This window comes from Agreia sp. PsM10 (assembly GCF_030433855.1).
Taxonomy (GTDB): Bacteria; Actinomycetota; Actinomycetes; order Actinomycetales; family Microbacteriaceae; genus Agreia.
Map to the genome: position 1 here is coordinate 1 of NZ_JARUXC010000019.1, position 17616 is coordinate 17616.

The following is a 17616-nucleotide window of genomic DNA, read 5'->3' on the forward strand; positions in this document are numbered from 1 at the left end:
GGGGGGGGTTGTTTGGTGGGGGGTGTTGGTGTTGGGGGGTGGGTTTTGTGGTGGGGGGGGGGGGGGCGGGGGGGGGGGGGGGGGGGGGCCCCCCCCCCCCCCCCCCCCCCCCCCCCCCCCCCGCCGTGGTCGACTTACGCGGGTGAGGGATGGGACGGCGGTAGGGCCGCCCGGAGGGCTAGCCCCAGCAGTTCTCGGCACCCCACGCGGTGTCCTTGGACTCGACGCCGTCGACGGGCTTGTCGGTGATCAGCTGCGAGCCCGTGTCGTTGAACCCGGAGGGCTTGGTTCCGTCTTTCGCGTAGGCGACGATCGCCTCGACGCCCTGCTCCGCCATCTTCGCGGGGAACTGCATGACGGTCGCGCCGATGACGCCGTTCTTGACGTTCTCGACGCCGGTGCAGCTGCCGTCGATCGAGCCGATGGTCACCTGGTCCTGCAGCCCGGCGGCCTTGATGGCCTCGTAGGCGCCGGCGGCGGCGGGCTCATTGATCGTGTAGAGGGCGTTGACCTCCGGTGCGCGCTGCAGCAGGTTCTCCATGGCGGTCTGGGCCTTGGTCTGGTCGCCGTTGGTGTTCTCCTGGCCGACGATCTCGGAGGAGCCCTCCTCGATCCCGAATCCGGTGAGGAACCCGTCGTGACGGAAGGTGTCGACCGTGCCGCCCGGTGTGCCGTCGAGCATGATGAGCTTAGGGTCGGCGTCTCCCAGGGTGGCCTTGACCCACTCGCCCTGGCTCTCGCCCGCGGCTGTGTTGTCGGTGGCGAAGGTGGCGTCGACCGCGTCCTCCGGGTCGGTGGCCGTGTCGAGCGCGATGACGATGACGCCGGCGTCGCGCGCCTGCTTGATGGCGTTGAGGATGCCGGACGACGAGTTCGGCGTGATCATGATGCCCTTCACGCCTTGGCTCACCAGGTTCTCGATCGCGGCGACCTGGCCCTCGTTGTCGCCGTCGAATGCGCCGGCGAGGGCGATGAGCTCTGCCCCGTCTTTCTCCGCGGCGGCCTGGGCCGACTCGCGCAGCTTGACGAAGAACGGGTTCGAGTCGGTCTTCGTGATCAGACCGATCTTGATGTCGTCCGAGCTGCCGCTCGAGCTCGATCCGCTGTCGCCGCTGCATCCCGCCATGCCCAGAACGAGCGCTCCGGCGAGCAGCGCCGAGCCGATGGCGAACGGCCTTCTGTGATTCTTCAACATCTGTGGACTCCCTTGGCCTCGATATTTGCCGGGCTTCGGTGCCCGACGGCCTAACCATAGGGACAGAACAAGCGCTTGCGCAAGCGCTTGTATGAATTCGTTACCTGAGTGTGTATGGTGTGATTCAGCGCGGCCCGACGCGTGTCGACAATGGAGTATTCGCAATGGCCACAATGGATGACGTCGCCCGCCACGCAGGGGTGTCCGGTTCTACGGTGTCGCATGTGCTCAATGGCACGAGGCACGTCAGCCCCGCGACTCAGGCCCGAGTTCAGGCATCCATCGACGAGCTCGGCTACCGGCACAACACCGTGGCCCGCGCTCTGGCGGCCGGCAAGACCCACACCGTGGGACTCTCGATCTCGGCCCTCACCAACCCCTACTTCGGCCCTCTGGTGCACGCCATCGAGAAGCGTGTGACCGACGCGGGCTACATGCTGGTCATCGGCGATTCGCACGACGAGGGCGTGATGGAGCGACGTGTCGTCGAGTCCCTGCTGAGCAGGCGGGTCGATGGCCTCATCGTGGCTCCGTCGGTGGGGTCGGAGCACATCACCATCCCTCAGATCCTCAAGGCGGGAACCCCCCTGGTTCTGATCGACCGCAACGCCGACGTCGACGTCGATCAGGTCACTCCCGAGAACATCGAATCGGCCTATCGGCTCACCAGCCACCTGATCGAGCTCGGCCACCGGCGGATCGCCGTGGTGACGGGTCTGATCGGACTCGCCTCGACGTCCGAGCGGTATGCGGGCTACGCCCGCGCGCTGGCCGAGTACGACATCGAACTCGACGAGTCGCTCGTGCTCAACGGAGCATCGAAGAAGGAGACCGCAGACCGCGTCGTGACAGCACTCTTCGCGCAGTCGGATCGCCCCAGCGCACTCGTCGTGCTCAACAACTCCATGACGATCGGTGCCCTGCGCGCTCTCCGCCGACTCGGCCTGCACATTCCCGCCGACGTGGCCTTCGTCTCGTACGACGACTTCGAGTGGAGCGATCTGTTCGAGCCTCGGCTCACCACAGTTGCCCAAGATGTCGAGGCGATGGGCGAGCAGGCGGTCGAACTGCTGTTGGCCCGTATGAACGGCGACACGAGCGAAGCGCGTCGCATCCGGGTGCCGACCACGTTCGAGCATCGCAATTCCTGCGGCTGCGACACCCAGGCGCCCCACCCCGTCGCCGACGAAACGTCCGACAGTCTCCCCACCTGAGCACGTCCCCACAACAGCCCGTCCCACCTGAGCAGAGGAATACCATGCCCATTGCAACGCCCGACGCCTACCGCGCCATGCTCGACCGAGCGAAGGAGCTCGGTTTCGCCTACCCCTCGATCAACGTCACGAGTTCGCAGACACTCAACGCGGCCCTGCAGGGCTTCGCCGACGCGGAGAGTGACGGCATCATCCAGGTCTCGGTCGGTACGGCGCTGTACCTCTCAGGCAATCGCGTGCAGGATCGCGCCATCGGGTCGAAGGCGCTCGCCCTCTACGCCCACGAGGTCGCCCAGCGCTACGGCGTGACCGTGGCGCTTCACACCGATCACTGCCCTGCCGAGAGCCTCGACGACTGGGTGCGACCGCTGATCGCGGACTCGATCGAGCGGCGCTCACGCGGCCTCGACCCGCTGTACCAGTCGCACATGTGGGACGGCTCGGCCGTGACCCTCGATGAGAATCTCGAGGTCGCCAAGCGTCTTCTCGAGGACTCGGTCAAGGCCGACACGCTGCTCGAGATCGAGGTCGGCGTCATCGGCGGCGAGGAGGACGGCGTCTCCCACGAGATCAACGACAAGCTGTACTCCACTGTCGAGGATGCCCGCGCGACCATCGCGGCCCTCGGCGCCGGCGAAAACGGCCACTACCTCACGGCGCTGACATTCGGTAACGTTCACGGGGTTTACAACCCCGCTTCGGTGAATCTCCGTCCCGAGATCCTTGGAGAGATCCAGGCCGTGATCGGTGCAGAGACCGGCAGGGACAAGCCCTTCGACCTCGTCTTCCACGGGGGGTCGGGATCGAGTGCCGAGGACATCGCCGCCGCAGTCTCGCACGGTGTCATCAAGATGAACATCGACACTGACACCCAGTACGTATTCACGAAGTCGATCGCGGGCCACATGTTCGGTCACTGGAACGAGGTGCTGAAGATCGACGGCGAGTTCGGCAACAAAAAGGCCTACGACCCCCGCTCGTGGGGAAAGCCCGCCGAGAACGCCATGGCTGCCCGCGTCGTCGAGGCCGCCGAGAAGTTGGGATCTGCCGGCAAGTCGATGCGGTGACGCCCCAGCGCTGACACCTCCGTGCCCGGATCAGCGACCCCGGTCAGTGGTCGGAGGCGCGGGGCCTCAGTCGGGTCTCCTCGACGTCGAGCATCGCCTGGGCCTGGGCGAGGATCCGCGACGGGTACGCGCCCCGGCGGCGCGCATCCAGAAGCCGTTCGCGTTCGGCGAGCACCACGGCCAGCCGCAGCTGCCGGTAGACGCGGTGGGGCGTCTCGCCGTCGCCAGACGCGGTGCGCGACGCCTCGTGCGAGCGTTCCCACGCGGCTTCGGCCCTGAGGAACGACGACTGGCGCACCCTCTCGACCACGTCGGGATCGACGTCGTTCGTGCCTTCGATGGCCGACGCGGGGTCGTCGAGTACGGCCAGGCCGGCGAAGCTGATCTCGTCGAGCAGGGTGGCGAGTTCGCGCCTGTCCTCGGCCTCGTCGACGCCCTGGATTCCGAGCAGGCGGATGAGCCAGGGCAGTGTGCCGCCCTGCACGATGAGGGTGACCACGGCGACGGTGAACGCGATGAGGATGAGCTGCGAGCGGTAGGGGATGTCGGCCGGCAGCGACTGCGCGGCCGCCAGCGTGACCACGCCGCGCATGCCCGACCAGCTCAGAACGACGCCGCCGCGCCAGTCGATGCTCTCGCGGCGCAGCTGCTCGAGATCGCTGCGTCTGCGCTGGTACATCCGCTCCTCTCGCAGGCGCCGCCGCGCCGTCCAGACGCCTCGGTGGGGTGTCTTCCGATAGTGGTGGAGCGCGAGGAGGTTCTTGTAGGTGAGCTTCTCGGCGTGCTCCGCGCGTCTCTTCAGCATGTACACGAGCGGGCCGATCCAGAGGAAGCGCACCAGGGTCAACGCGACGACGGCGATGAGACCGAGCCCGATGGCATCCGTCACGCTGAGGACCTCTGGGTTCTCGACGTCGTTGATGAGTGTTCGGATCTCGAGCCCGATCAGCAGGAACACGCCGTTCTCGAGCAGGAACTGGATGGTGCGCCAGTTGATTCGGTCGCTGATTCGCGCCTGCGCCGAGAACGCCGACGGCGCGTGGTGCCCGGTATAGAGGCCGGCCACCACCACCGCGAGAACGCCGGATGCGCCGAGCGCCTGGGTGGGAAGGAACGCCAGGAACGGCACGGCGATGGAGATCGCGGTGTCGAGCACGGGGTCGTCGAGCTTGGTGCGCACGAACACCGAGACCAGGCCGGCGAGCAGACCGACGACGATGGCCACGAAGACGGCGAAGAGGAAGTCGCCGATGGTCTCCCACGGAGAGAGCAGGCCGCCTGCGGCGGCTGCCGTGGCCGAACGCAGCAGCACCAGCGCGGTCGCGTCGTTCACGAGGCCCTCGCCCTCGAGCACGGTCAGGATGCGCGGCGGCAACCCGAGACGGCGGCCGATCGACGTGGCGGCCACGGCGTCGGGCGGGCTGATGATCGCGCCCAGCGCGATGGCCGCGGCCAGGTTGAGGTCTGGCAGCATCGTGTAGAGCAGGAAGCCCGTGCCGAAGGCGGTGACGATCACGAGCACGACCGAGAGGCTCGTGATGGTGCTGAAGTTGCGCCTGAAATCGACGACGGGCACGCTGATGGCCGCCGCATAGAGGATGGGCGGAAGCACCACGTCGAGCACGAGCTCGCCCTCGATGTGCAGCTCGGGGAATCCGGGCAGGAACGAGATTCCGACGCCGACGATCACCAGAATGATGGGAGCGGCGACCCCGAGGCGCTTCGAGAAGTACGCGACCGCGACGATGACCGCGATGCCGAATACTGCGTAGACGCCGAGTTCCATGGTCACTACAGGGTACTGGGGCTATGTTCCGGCCACGTTTCGCAGCACGGGCCAAACTACATGCCTAGGCTATATAGTTGATCAGTGCCAACTTCTACCTCACCCCACACCGGATCCATCCTCAAGCAGCCGCTCGCGGTCTGGGCGGTCGCATTCGCCAGCGTCATCGCGTTCATGGGCATCGGCCTCGTCGACCCGATCCTGCCCGCCATCGCGAAGAGCCTGAAGGCCAGCCCGACGGAGACCTCGCTGCTGTTCACGAGCTACCTCGTGGTCACCGGCCTCGCCATGCTGATCACGAGCTGGATCTCGAGCCGCATCGGCGCCAAGAAGACTCTGCTCATCGGTCTCGCGCTGATCATCGTGTTCGCCGCGCTCGCCGGGGCTGCGGGCAGCGTCGAGGGCGTCATCGGCTTCCGCGCCGGATGGGGGCTCGGCAACGCGCTCTTCATCTCGACCGCGCTGTCGACCATCGTCGGCGCGGCCAGCGGGGGAAGCGGCGCGGCGATCACGCTCTACGAGGCCGCGCTCGGAGTCGGCATCGCCGTCGGCCCGCTGCTCGGCGGCACCCTGGGCACGATCAGCTGGCGGGGTCCGTTCTTCGGCACCGCGGTGCTGATGGCCGTGGGATTCATTGCGATCGTCACGCTGCTGCGCGAGGACAGGACCGCCAAGCGCACGCCCACGAAGCTGTCGGCGCCGTTCACCGCCATGAAGGTACCCGGCATCCGCTACCTCGCCGGAATCGCCCTGTTCTACAACATCGGCTTCTTCGTGCTGCTGGCCTACACGCCCTACCCCCTGGGGCTCGACGAGATGGGCCTCGGCTACACCTTCTTCGCGTGGGGACTCTCCGTGGCCGTCACCTCGGTGTTCGTCGCGCCCCTGCTCACGAAGCGCATGAAGCGCACGAGCGTGCTCAAGCTGGTGCTCACGATCCTCGCCCTCGACCTGATCGCCGGCGGCATCGTGATCGACTCGCAGGCGGGCCTGATCGTCTGCATCGTCATCGGCGGCCTCATGCTCGGAATCGTGAACACGGTGCTGACCGAGAGCGTGATGGAGGCGAGCGACCTGCCCCGATCGGTGGCCTCGTCGTCGTACTCCGCGGTGCGCTTCCTCGGTGGTGCTTTCGCCCCTCCCGGCGCCGCCGCCCTGGCCGCGGCGATCTCGCCGAGCGCGCCCATGTACGCGGGAGCCGCATCCGTGCTGGTCGCCGTGCTGATCGCGTTCCTCGGCCGCAAGGCCCTGCGCCGGGTGGACTCCGCCCACGAGGAGAGCCCGCTCGCCGAGGCCGAGGCGATCACCGTGGGCGAGGCGCTCTGACCGATTCCGAGGGCGATCGGCAGGGCACAGGACTAGCCTGAGCGCGCCGTCCCGTTTCGGGGCGCACGATGCTCCAGGAATGGGACCCTCATGAAGGCCGCCCGGTACTACGGAAGAAAAGACATCCGCATCGAGGAGATCCCGGAGCCTCTCGTGCAGCCGGGCACCGTCGCGATCGACGTGGCCTGGTGCGGCATCTGCGGCACGGACCTGCACGAGTATCTCGACGGGCCGATCTTCGTACCGGCCCCCGGCCCCCGGGCATCCGCACCCGCTGTCGGGCGAGGAGGCGCCCGTGACCATGGGGCACGAGTTCTCGGGCACGGTGACGGCGCTCGGCGAGGGTGTCACCGACCTCGTCGTCGGCGAGAACGTGGTCGTCGAGCCCTACATCATCGGGCCGGATGTCGCTGTCGGGCCGGGCAACGAGTACCAGCTCTCTGCAGACATGAACTTCATCGGGCTGGCGGGTCGCGGCGGCGGGCTCAGTGAGAAGATCGTCGTCGAACGACGCTGGGTGCACCCGATCGGCGACATCCCTCTCGATGTGGCCGCCCTCATCGAGCCCCTCGCCGTGGGTCATCACGCGTTCGTGCGCAGCGGTGCCGTCTCGGGCCAGGTCGCGCTGATCGGCGGCGCGGGCCCCATCGGGCTGCTTCTGGCGGCCGTGCTCAAGGCGGAGGGGCTCACCGTGATCATCTCCGAGTTGAGCCAGGCCCGCAAGGAGAAGGCGCGCAGCACGGGGGTGGCAGACCACGTTCTCGATCCCTCCGAGGTCGATGTCGCAGCGACGGTGCGGGAGCTCACCGGGGGAGTCGGGGCCGACGTGGGATTCGAATGCTCGAGCGTGAACGCCGTGCTCGACACTCTGCTCGATGCGGTGCGGCCGGCCGGCGTGGTGGTCAACGTCTCGATCTGGGGGCATCCCGCGACCGTCGACATGCAGAAGCTCGTTCTCAAGGAGATCGACCTGCGCGGCACGATCGCGTACGCCAACGATCATCCGGCCACGATCGCGCTCGTGCAGCAGGGCAAGGTCGACCTCGCCCCGTTCATCACGGCGAAGATCGCGCTCGACGACCTGGTGGCGCAGGGCATCGACGTGCTGACCCACCACAACGAGACGCAGGTGAAGATCCTGGTGCATCCGTAGCCGTGCGCTCGGGGCCGTCGGGGTGCGGTGGAGGAGCGGACAGGGGGTGCGGCGGCCCGAAACGCCCGTAGCCTGAGAGGGTGCCACGCCCCCTCGACCTCTTCCGCCGTCGATCGGGCGCCGCCGCTCCCCGCGAGCGTCTCTCCCGCGACGTCTATGTTCTCGGCCTCATCGCCTTCTTCGTGATGGTCGGCTTCGGAGTGGTCGTTCCCGTTCTGCCCGTTTTCGTGCGCAGCTTCGGTGTCGGCTACGCCGAGGTCGGCGCCGTCGTATCGGCCTTCGCCCTCATGCGCCTCGTCGCGAGCCCCTTCGTCGGCAAGCTCATCGACCTCATGGGCGAGCGGGTGGTGCTCGCCGTGGGCATCGGCATCGTCGCGGTATCGAGCGGACTCGTCGGGATCGCCGCTGACTATCCGCACCTCCTGATCCTGCGCGGCGTCGGCGGAATCGGCTCCGCCATGTTCACGGTCGCCGCCATGACGCTGCTGCTCGGCTCGACCAGCGCCGCGCATCGCGCCCGTGCCGTGGGCTTCTACCAGGGCGGCTTCCTCATCGGCGGCATGACAGGGCCCGCGATCGGCGGCCTGCTCGCCACGATCTCGCTCACCGCTCCGTTCTTCTTCTATGCGGGCACGCTCGCCGTGGCCGGCATCGTCGGCCTCGTGCTGCTGCGACCCCGCGCGCAGCCCGCCGGCGGGCAGGCCGCGGCCGCGGGCGCTCCGGATGCCGACGGCTCGGTGAATCCGCTGGTTCCCCTTCGCGACGTGCTGCGGGATGCGCGCTTCCGCGCCGCCTGCCTCGCGAACTTCGCGCAGGGCTGGAACTCCTTCGGGGTGCGCAGCGCCCTCATCCCCGTGATCGTCGTCGAGGTGATCAAGGGACCGAGCTCGTTCACGGGCATCGCGTTCGCCATCGCCGCCGTCGCCCAGACCCTGGCGCTCGGCCCGGCGGCGCGCTTCATCGATCGTGCAGGGCGCAAGCCGGCCCTCGTGCTGTCGCTGGCCGCGGCGGCGGCGCTGACCGTGGCCATCTCGTTCACGGGCGACATCGTCACGCTCACGGTTCTGCTCAGTCTCTACGGTGTCGTCTCGGCGTTCCTCGGAATCGCTCCCGCGGCATCCGTCGGCGACGTCGTCGGCCGACGCGGCGGGCGTGGCATCGCCATCTTCTCGATGAGCTCCGACATCGGCGCCATCGTGGGGCCGCTCGCGGCGGGCGCGCTGGTCGACGCCTTCTCGTTCCCCGTGGCCTTCGGCGTGGGCGCCGTCTTCTTCCTGGCTGCATCGCTCTACTCGCTGCGGATGCCCGCGACGGTGTCGGCGGCTCCCGCTAGCGTGGGGTCCGACGACATCAGGGCCGACCGGCGAGAGGGCTGAGAATCCATGTTCCTTCTCGACGGCACGGTGGTCTACTCGGCCAGCGACCTCACTGCGGCGGCGGCGTGCGAGTGGGCGCTGATGCGCAGGCTCGACGCCAAGCTGGGCCGCATCGACGCGGTCGTCGAGGCCGAAGACGACATGCTGCGGCGCACGGCGACACTCGGCGACCTGCACGAGCTCGCGACGCTCGAGCAGCTGCGCGAGACGGGCGGCGTCGTCGAGATCGCGCGGCCCTCGATCGACCAGGTGGCGGTGGCCGCCGAGCAGACCCTCGACGCGCTGCGCTCGGGGGCGGCCGTCGTGTTCCAGGGCGCGTTCTTCGACGGCCGATTCCTGGGCTACTCCGACTTCCTGGTGCGCGACGACAACGGTGAAGGTGGCGCGCCCGCATATTCGGTCTACGACACCAAGCTCGCCCGCAAGGCCAAGATCACGGCGCTGCTGCAGCTCGCGGCCTACGCCGATCAGCTGCAGCAGAACGGCATCCCCACGAGCGAGACGGTGCACCTCATTCTCGGCACGGGCAAGACCACCTCGCATCGGCTGCGCGACATCCTGCCCGTCTATCGCCGCCGGCGCGCACGCCTGCAGCAGCTCGTCGACGACCGCGTGGCCGATTCCGAGGCCACGCAGTGGGGCGATCCGCGCTACACGGCATGCGGCCGCTGCGCCGCGTGCGCCGAGCAGGTCGAACGCACCCGCGACGTGCTGCTGGTGGCGGGCATGCGGCTCACGCAACGGGCGCGCCTGCGGGCCGCGGGCATCCAGAGCATCGACCAGCTCGCGGTGGCCACCGGCCCCGTAGCCGGCCTGGCCCAGTCGACCCTGGAGTCGCTCGCGGGGCAGGCACGCATGCAGCTCGAACCGCCGGCCTCGGGCCAGGCGCTGAGCTGGCAGATCGCCGATCCGGCCCCGCTCGCCGCCATTCCCGCGCCCGACGCCGGCGACATCTTCTTCGACTTCGAGGGCGACCCGCTCTACCAGGAGGGCTCCGCGTGGGGCCTCGACTACCTCTTCGGCCTCGTCGAGCCCGACGAGACGTTCGTGGCGTTCTGGGCGCACGATTTGGCCCAGGAGCGGCAGGCGCTCATCGACTTCCTCGACTACGTGGCCGAGCGCCGGGCCCGGCATCCGCTGATGCACATCTACCACTACGCCTCGTACGAGCGCACGCACCTGCTCACGCTGGCCGCCCGGCACGGAGTCGGAGAGGACGCGGTCGACGACCTGCTGCGCCAGAACGTGCTGGTCGACCTCTATCCGATCGTGCGGCAGGGCATGCGCATCGGAACGCACAGCTACTCGCTGAAGAAGCTCGAGCCGCTCTACATGGGCGACGCCGAGCGCGCCGGTGTGGCCAACGCGGCCGACTCCATCACCGAGTACGTGCGGTCGCGCGAGCTGCTCGCTGCCGGCGACGCGGCGGGGTCGGCCCGGGTGCAAGACGACATCGCCCGGTACAACACCTACGACTGCGTCAGCACGCTGAGGCTGAGGGACTGGCTGCTCGAGCGGGCCGCGTCGGTGCCGCGCGACTCACTGCCGACAGGGCTCATTCCTCAAGGCGGAGGACGGCTCGACTTCGACCTCCCGGTGCGCGAGCCCGACCCGGTCTACCTCGAACTCGCCGCGTTGTCTGCGGCGGTGCCGCTCGCCGAACGCACGGCCGACGACACGGCGCTGGCACTCGCATCCGCCGCCATCGACTATCACCGGCGCGAGCAGAAGTCGTTCTGGTGGCAGCACTTCGCGCGGCTCACCGGCCCCATCGACGAGTGGGCAGACACGCGCGACGTTCTCGTCGTGACCGATGCCGTCGTGCTGCGCGACTGGTTCCGCGAGGGCAGGCAGCGCAGCGACCGGCGGCGGCTCGGCCTGCGCGGAATCCTGGCGCCGGGCAGCTCGATCAAGCCGGGACAGAACCCGTTCATCCTCTACGACGCGCCCTACCCGCCGATCCTGCGCGGGCGAGAGCCGGGTGCCCGAACCGCGCACAGCAGGGTCACCGTGGTCGAGAATCTCGACGACGGCACCATCGTCGTCGACGAGGTGCTCGAGAAAGATGCGCCGCACTACGACGAGCTGCCCGTCGCCCTGACGCCGGGCACACCTCCGCCGCCCGGCACGCAGGTCGACGCCATCAACGAATGGGGTCGAGCGATTCTCGACGCGCATCCCGAGCCGCTCGTCGACCCCGCCTATGACGTGCTGCGTCGCAGGCCGCCGCGCGCGACCCTCGCTCCCGTGACCGTCGGCGCCGACGGTGTCGGCGACGTGGCCTCGGCCCTCGTCGACTCGCTCCTCACTCTCGACCACTCGTACCTCGCGGTCCAGGGCCCTCCGGGCACGGGCAAGACCTACACGGGATCGCACGTGATCGCCCGGCTCGTGCACGAGCACGGGTGGAGGATCGGAGTGGTCGCGCAGTCGCACGCCGCGGTCGAGAACATGCTGCGCGCGGTGGTGGGCGCGGGTGTCGACCGCGGCCTCGTCGGCAAGAAGGCCTCCGCTGCGGCGAGCGCCGGCGACGACGAGCCCGCCTTCACCGTGCTGTCGCCCACCGACTTCGCGCGCTTCACGTCCCGCGACGGCGGCTTCGTCGTCGGCGGAACGGCGTGGGACTTCAGCAACGCGTCCCGCATCCCGAGGCAGTCGCTCGACCTGCTCGTCGTCGACGAGGCCGGCCAGTTCTCGCTGGCCTCCACCATCGCCTCGTCCGTCGCGGCGACGCGCCTGCTGCTGCTGGGCGACCCGCAGCAGCTGCCCCAGGTGAGCCAGGGCACCCACCCCGAACCGGTCGACGAGTCCGCGCTCGGCTGGCTGTCGGCGGGGCACGACGTGCTGCCGCCCGAACTCGGCTACTTCCTCGCGACATCGTGGCGCATGCACCCTGCGGTGTGCGCCCCCGTGTCCGAGCTCTCCTACGAGGGGCGGCTGGTCTCGCACGCCTCCGATCGCCGGCTCCAGGGGGTCGAGCCGGGGCTGCACCCGGTGCCGATCGACCATGCGGAGCGTTCGACCTCCTCACCCGAGGAGGCCGACGCCGTGGTCGAGATCGTCGCCTCTGTCCTCGGCCGCACCTGGTCGTCGGGCGGTGCTTCGCGGCCGCTCGGCGAGACCGACATCATCGTGGTGGCGCCCTACAACGCGCAGGTCGAACTCCTCAGGTTGCGCCTCTCGGCCGCCGGATACGAGTCGATCCCCGCGGGAACCGTCGACAAGTTCCAGGGCCGCGAGGCCGCGGTCGCCATCGTGTCGCTCGCCGCGTCGTCGGCCGACGACGTGCCGAGGGGCCTCGAGTTCCTGCTCCTGGCGAACAGGCTCAACGTCGCGATCTCCCGCGCCCAGTGGGCGGCCTACCTCGTCTACTCGCCGGCCCTCACCGACGCGTTGCCGAGATCCGAAGAGGCGCTCGCCCAGCTGAGCGCCTTCATCCGCCTGGTGTCCTGAGGCATCCGCTCCCTCTCGGCACATCCGCGCCCGGTCGTGCGGCAGCGCATGCGCCCAACGGGGGCGGATGCGCACGGCCGGCTAGTGCGGGTGCGACGCCGGCTTGGGGTGGCCGGGGATCGAGTCGCCGCTCAGGTTGAACTCCGACGGATCGACCTCGATGTCGCCGACATCGTCGGGGCCTCCCGTGCCGGGAAGCACGAGGATCTCCGAGGAGTCCATGTCGGCATCCACGGCATCGCTGTCGGTGACCGCCTCGTTCTCGAGCACGTCATCGTCGTGTTCGCTCGACGGGCTGTACGACGTGTCCTTCTCGAGATCTTCTTCTGACGACAATCCGTGGGGGCGCTTCTCATGGGTCATGCCAGCCACGCTATGCGGGCAGGCCGCTCGCGACCACCCCCTTGTCAGATCAGATCCTTGCGCCACGCGCCCTCGTATCCGACGGGCACGAATCCGAGCCGCTCGTTGATGGCGAGCATGTGCCGGTTCTCCTCGGCGTTGAAGGTGAGCACCGACGGATGCCCCGGCCGCTCGAGATGCAGCTGCTCGAGGTTGCCGAGTTTCACGAGAAGGCCGAGCCCGTGGCCGCGGTGCTCGCGCAGCACGAGGGTGTCCTCCTGCCACACGGGCCGCGTGACCTCGTCGCTCACCGACAACTCGCTGAACGCGACGAGCCGGCCGCTCGGCACATGCTCCACTGCGGCGGTGAGCGAGGCGACGGGCGCCTCCCGATCGGACTCCTGCTGGGCGACGAGCCTGTCGACGGTCCACACGTCCTCCGGCTCGTCGAGCCCGGCCGACGGCGCGTCGGTGCTCATGCGGGTGAGCAGCATCGCCAGGTCCTCACGCCAGTGCCTCGGCGTGCCGCCGGTCCAGTGCACGAGCCGATAGTCGGGGCCGGATGTTCGGCGCGCGTCGTCGAGACGCCGCGCGAGATCGTCGGCATCGAGGGGCAGCCCGAGCCTGCTGCCGCGTTCGATCTGCTCGAGGCGGTAGCCGCGCCCGAGCAGGAAGCGAACCTCGTCGTTGCCCAGCGGCACGGACCCCGAACCGGTGGGGGACCGCAGGCGCTCGCCCGGCCCATCCGGTGACACGACGTAGACCAGCAGCCGAGTGGCACCGGCCTCACGAGCGGCGGCCTCGACGGCATCGGCGACGGCCGTGCCCACTCCGCGACCGCGATACTCCGGCAGCACCTGCACTGCGACCCAGGCCACAGGCCAGCCGTCCTCCCGCCTGCTCTCGACGAATCCCCGCCCGACGACGCCGGGGCGGCCGGGCTCCCGCGCATCCGGCACCGTGGCCACGAACAGCTGTCGCGGCTCGTGCTCGCGATGCCAGCTCGGAAGATCCTCCTCGGCGGACGAGGCGAAGTCGTCCGATCCGTATCCGAGGGCCTCGACGATGTTGCGGAGCTCCACTGCACGCCGGTAGTCGACGACGTTCGGGTCGTTCTCGTCGTCGAGCGACGGCGGAACGGAGACCCTGCGCACCTCGATGGTCATCGTCGACCTCCTCGCTTCGGAACGGTGCTTCAATACTGCGTCGTGTCGCCGCCCCGCACCACCCGCAGCCAGCGGAACCCGTAGCCGTCGAGGGTGATCGAGACCCGGCCGCGCGCATCCAGCGCAACGGTGTCACCCGAGAGCAGGTCGTTCAGCACGTCGTCGTCTTCGGAGCCGAGCGTCAGAGCGACATCGGCGGGTTCGGAGCCGAAGTTGTGGAGAACCACGACGCGGCCGCCGTCCCAGCTGAGCGAGTGCACGAAGACGGCCGTGTTCGGCTGGTCGATCACCTCGAAGGCTCCCCAGCCGAACTCGGGCGCATTGCGGTAGTGCCGCACCAGGTTCTGGATGAAGCGCAGCAACGATTCAGGGTCGCGCCGCTGATCCTCCACGTTCACGTGCGCCGGTGCGTAGCCGCCCTCGACGACGGGATTACGCAGGCGACGCTTCGACGCGCTGGAGAATCCGCCGTTGGTGCCGCCGTTCCACTGCATCGGCGTGCGCACCGCCATTCGGCCCTCGGCGTCGAGGTTCTCGCCCATGCCGATCTCCTCGCCGTAGAACAGCACGGGCGTGCCGGGCAGCGAGAACAGCAGGCTGTAGACCATGCGGATGCGCCGGGGGTCGCCGTCGAGCATGGTGGGCAGGCGACGCACGATGCCGCGGCCATAGACCTGCATGCGCGCCTCGGGGCCGAAGGCGTCGAAGACCTCCTGCCGTTCCTCGTCGGTGAGCTTGTCGAGCGTGAGCTCGTCGTGGTTGCGCACGAAGTTGGCCCACTGCGAGTCGGGGGATCCCGCCGGGCGGGACAGCAGCGCCTCGACGAGGGGGCGGGCATCCTGCCGTGCGAGCGACAGATAGAGGTTCTGCATGGCGATGAAGTCGAACTGCATCGTGAGCTCGTCTCCCTCTGCGCCGCCGAAGAACTGCTCCTGCTCTTTGCGCGGAAGGTTCACTTCGCCGAGCAGCACGCCGTCACCGCTCCGGCGACCCAGGAAGGAGCGCAGGGAGCGCAGGTACGCGTGGGGATCGGGAAGGAGCTTCGACCCGCCGACGACTCCCGACGCGTCGAGCAGGAAGGGAACCGCGTCGACGCGGAATCCGGAGAGACCCAGCTGCAACCAGAACCCCATGACCTTCGCGATCTCGTCTCGCACCACCGGGTTGGTGATGTTGAGGTCGGGCTGGTGCTTGTAGAAGACGTGCTGGTAGTACTGACCGGTCTTCTCGTCGAGCTCCCAGTTGCTGTTCTCCTGGTCGGGAAAGACCGGCTCTCCGTCGTCGACCGGCTCGTCGCGCCACACGTAGTAGTCGCGGTACTGCGAATCCCGAGAGCTTTTCGCCGACCGGAACCACGGGTGCTTGTCGGACGTGTGATTGATGACGAGGTCGGCGATCACCCGCATTCCGCGGTCGCGGGCGATGCGGATGCACTCGACCAAGTCGCCCAGCGAGCCGAGCCGGGGGTCGACGCCGTAGAAGTCGATGATGTCGTAGCCGTCGTCACGATCGGGTGTCGGATAGAACGGCATGAGCCAGAGGCAGGTGACCCCGAGCTCGGCCAGGTAGTCGAGCCGGTGCGCGAGGCCGGCGAAGTCGCCGATGCCGTCGTTGTTCCAGTCGAGAAAGGTCTCGACGTCGAGGCAGTAGACGACGGCGCTCTTCCACCACAGGTCTGACGTGTCGGTGATCTTCATGGCTCGAGCCTAGGAGCGCGCCGGGTGAAACCGACAGGGCTTCACCCGACGCGCTCGTGACCGCTAGGCGCGCAGACGCGAACGCAGGCGCACAAGCCCCAGCGCGAGAGCGCCAAGGGCCGCGAGGCCTCCGGCCAGCCCAGCCGCGGAGGAGGCGTCGACGCCGGTCTCGGCCAGCTGGCCGTTCGAGGACACCGGAACGGCCTGGGCGGAGACCGGGGGAGTCGACGCCGGGGGAGTGACCGCGGGCGGAGTCGTCGGCGGCGTGGTCGCGCAGGGGGCGACCGCGGTGTCGAGCGCTCCCTCGAGGGTGCCGGTGAGGGTCATGGTCGTCTTGCCATCCGGGAAGGTGTGCCCCGCCGTCGCCGTCGCCGTCACGGAGTAGTCCGCCGGACCCGTCGTCGCGGTCGGCGTTCCCCATTCGGCGTTCCGAACATCGCCGAGCACCAGGGTGCCGGCCACGCCGCAGGCGGCGGGTGTCGTGCTGAGTTCGGCCTTCGCGTCGGCAGGCACGACCGGCGGTGTCGGAGGCAGGCAGGGAACACTGTCGCCGGAGAAGGTGCGGTCGTAGGCGTTGTCGACGGAGTCGATCACCACGTCGTAGTGATGTGCCACTGCCTTGTCGGTGAAGTCATAGCTGCCGGTGAACCCGGCGCCGAACGCCGACTCCTCGACGGTCTCATCGTCGATGGACACGGTGATGGAGTTCGGCTTCGCGTTGTCGTTGCCTGTCGAGTAGTTCACGAGTGCGACGGTCAGCGTCTCGCAGGTCGCTTCGACCTCCGGTGTGTGGGCGCTCGCCGCCGTGGCCGATGCGAGGGCGATTCCCGTGCCGCCCAGCGACACGAGGGCGAAGCCGGCTATAAGACGAGTAATTCTCATGTTCACGTGTATGGATTTCCTTCGGTTTCATCCCGTCGGACTGTCCGACCAGGAGTATTCGCCGCTACGTCCCCCGGACGGGGGGAGCAGGGCGAACCCCAAGGATTCGGAGCGAAGCTGTGAAAAGAGTGAAACTCACTTTTTTATGAGCAAATATCAGTCAAGACATAGATAAAAGTGAGGAAAAATTGGTACAAGTCGTAGCAATTGCCGGAATCAGGGAATGAGCGAGATCCTCGCGTCATTGAGCTCGGCCGCCACACCCTGCCAGAGGCCGACCACGGCCTGGCCGAGCGCATCCACATCGGTGAAGCCGGAGTACGACTTCTCGGGGTTGTCGCGGCGCATGTCGTCATCGACGAACGCTGTGATCGCGAAGCGCACGGCGGCGGCGCGCTGGGCCCGGGGCGATGTCGTGGAGCCCGACTGCGCTCGGCGGAACCCGTCGGCGACCGAGCGCACCCAGCTCTCGGCGGCGGCCTTTGCCGCCGTATAGCTGGCGCCTCCGGCCGTCGGACGCTCGACGGAGGTCGACGACACGATCGCCAGCCGGCCGGCCTCGCTGCTGACGAGCGCGTCGAAGAAGGCTCGCGAGGTGTTGCGCAGGGTGGTGAACCCCGCATCCATGGCCACCCAGTCGTCATCGCTCTGCGCGGTGATGCCCGCTGCTCCGCGCCATCCGCCCACGAGGTGGATGAGTCCGTCGACGGCTCCGAACTCCTGTGTCACCGATGAGGCGAGCTCGTCGACCGCGGCCAGCTTCGACAGGTCGCACACCCGCGTCGACGCGCCGGGCACGCTTCGCTCGAACGCGCTGAGCCTCTCGACATTCGATCCGACCGCGACGACTCGAGCCCCCGCGCTGACGAGCGCCCGCGCAGTGGCGACGCCGGAAGAGCTTGTAGCCCCGGCAACAGCGACAACCCGACCATCGACGCTCATGACCGACCCTTCTGTAG

General features: G+C 68.6%; 12 protein-coding genes and 1 pseudogene. 6 read left to right on the forward strand and 7 right to left on the reverse strand.

The genetic code is table 11. The features are described from left to right. Nucleotides 1-178: 178 nt before the first annotated feature. The gene (locus QCD70_RS17480) at nt 179-1195 is read right to left on the reverse strand and encodes a substrate-binding domain-containing protein (protein WP_301218672.1); all 1017 of its coding nucleotides are present in this window, start codon (nt 1193-1195) and stop codon (nt 179-181) included. A gap of 164 nt (nt 1196-1359) precedes the next feature. On the opposite strand from QCD70_RS17480, the gene QCD70_RS17485 reads away from it, so the two are divergent. Next, nucleotides 1360-2409, forward strand: a complete 1050-nt coding sequence (locus QCD70_RS17485; protein ID WP_301218674.1) for a LacI family DNA-binding transcriptional regulator — start codon at nt 1360-1362, stop codon at nt 2407-2409. A 44-nt stretch (nt 2410-2453) separates the two neighbouring features. Beyond that, the gene (gene fbaA, locus QCD70_RS17490; RefSeq protein WP_301218676.1) at nt 2454-3476 is read left to right on the forward strand and encodes a class II fructose-bisphosphate aldolase; all 1023 of its coding nucleotides are present in this window, start codon (nt 2454-2456) and stop codon (nt 3474-3476) included. 43 nt (nt 3477-3519) lie between these two features. Here the strand turns inward: fbaA and QCD70_RS17495 are convergent, their stop codons facing one another. Then, nucleotides 3520-5262 (reverse strand): cation:proton antiporter, encoded by a 1743-nt coding sequence (locus tag QCD70_RS17495; protein ID WP_301218791.1) that lies wholly within the window; start codon nt 5260-5262, stop codon nt 3520-3522. Between the two features lie 84 nt (nt 5263-5346). Here QCD70_RS17495 and QCD70_RS17500 point away from each other — a divergent pair, with 84 nt between their 5' ends. The 4 genes and pseudogenes from QCD70_RS17500 to QCD70_RS17515 all read left to right on the forward strand — a co-directional run bounded on the left by QCD70_RS17500 (nt 5347) and on the right by QCD70_RS17515 (nt 12570). Continuing rightward, the gene (locus QCD70_RS17500) at nt 5347-6588 is read left to right on the forward strand and encodes an MFS transporter (RefSeq protein WP_301218677.1); all 1242 of its coding nucleotides are present in this window, start codon (nt 5347-5349) and stop codon (nt 6586-6588) included. A 90-nt stretch (nt 6589-6678) separates the two neighbouring features. Continuing rightward, nucleotides 6679-7741, forward strand: a pseudogene (locus tag QCD70_RS17505) (2,3-butanediol dehydrogenase). Between the two features lie 80 nt (nt 7742-7821). Continuing rightward, on the forward strand, nt 7822-9117 hold the full coding sequence (locus QCD70_RS17510) for an MFS transporter (RefSeq protein ID WP_301218679.1): 1296 nt from the start codon (nt 7822-7824) through the stop codon (nt 9115-9117). A gap of 6 nt (nt 9118-9123) precedes the next feature. Beyond that, on the forward strand, nt 9124-12570 hold the full coding sequence (locus QCD70_RS17515; protein ID WP_301218681.1) for a TM0106 family RecB-like putative nuclease: 3447 nt from the start codon (nt 9124-9126) through the stop codon (nt 12568-12570). Nucleotides 12571-12651: 81 nt separating this feature from the next. On the opposite strand, the gene QCD70_RS17520 is transcribed toward QCD70_RS17515, so the two are convergent. From QCD70_RS17520 to QCD70_RS17540, 5 genes are all read right to left on the reverse strand, one after another. After that, nucleotides 12652-12933, reverse strand: a complete 282-nt coding sequence (locus QCD70_RS17520; protein WP_301218683.1) for a hypothetical protein — start codon at nt 12931-12933, stop codon at nt 12652-12654. A 44-nt stretch (nt 12934-12977) separates the two neighbouring features. Beyond that, nucleotides 12978-14078: a GNAT family N-acetyltransferase gene (locus QCD70_RS17525; RefSeq protein WP_301218685.1), complete on the reverse strand. Its 1101-nt coding sequence runs from the start codon at nt 14076-14078 to the stop codon at nt 12978-12980. A gap of 29 nt (nt 14079-14107) precedes the next feature. Continuing rightward, entirely contained in the window at nt 14108-15775 is a 1668-nt protein-coding gene (locus QCD70_RS17530) for an alpha-amylase family protein (protein ID WP_301218687.1), read from the reverse strand. 63 nt (nt 15776-15838) lie between these two features. Then, nucleotides 15839-16657: a hypothetical protein gene (locus tag QCD70_RS17535; RefSeq protein ID WP_301218689.1), complete on the reverse strand. Its 819-nt coding sequence runs from the start codon at nt 16655-16657 to the stop codon at nt 15839-15841. Between the two features lie 216 nt (nt 16658-16873). Further along, a complete protein-coding gene (locus QCD70_RS17540; protein ID WP_301218690.1) occupies nt 16874-17599 on the reverse strand; it encodes an SDR family oxidoreductase in 726 nt (241 codons plus the stop codon). Nucleotides 17600-17616: the final 17 nt, after the last annotated feature.

Coding starts and splice junctions, on each gene's coding strand:
- QCD70_RS17480 (WP_301218672.1), bottom strand. CDS start 1,195: ATGTTGAAGAATCACAGAAGGCCGTTCGCCATCGGCTCGGCGCTGCTC.
- QCD70_RS17485 (WP_301218674.1), top strand. CDS start 1,360: ATGGCCACAATGGATGACGTCGCCCGCCACGCAGGGGTGTCCGGTTCT.
- fbaA (WP_301218676.1), top strand. CDS start 2,454: ATGCCCATTGCAACGCCCGACGCCTACCGCGCCATGCTCGACCGAGCG.
- QCD70_RS17495 (WP_301218791.1), bottom strand. CDS start 5,262: ATGGAACTCGGCGTCTACGCAGTATTCGGCATCGCGGTCATCGTCGCG.
- QCD70_RS17515 (WP_301218681.1), top strand. CDS start 9,124: ATGTTCCTTCTCGACGGCACGGTGGTCTACTCGGCCAGCGACCTCACT.
- QCD70_RS17520 (WP_301218683.1), bottom strand. CDS start 12,933: ATGACCCATGAGAAGCGCCCCCACGGATTGTCGTCAGAAGAAGATCTC.
- QCD70_RS17525 (WP_301218685.1), bottom strand. CDS start 14,078: ATGACCATCGAGGTGCGCAGGGTCTCCGTTCCGCCGTCGCTCGACGAC.
- QCD70_RS17530 (WP_301218687.1), bottom strand. CDS start 15,775: ATGAAGATCACCGACACGTCAGACCTGTGGTGGAAGAGCGCCGTCGTC.
- QCD70_RS17535 (WP_301218689.1), bottom strand. CDS start 16,657: ATGAGAATTACTCGTCTTATAGCCGGCTTCGCCCTCGTGTCGCTGGGC.
- QCD70_RS17540 (WP_301218690.1), bottom strand. CDS start 17,599: ATGAGCGTCGATGGTCGGGTTGTCGCTGTTGCCGGGGCTACAAGCTCT.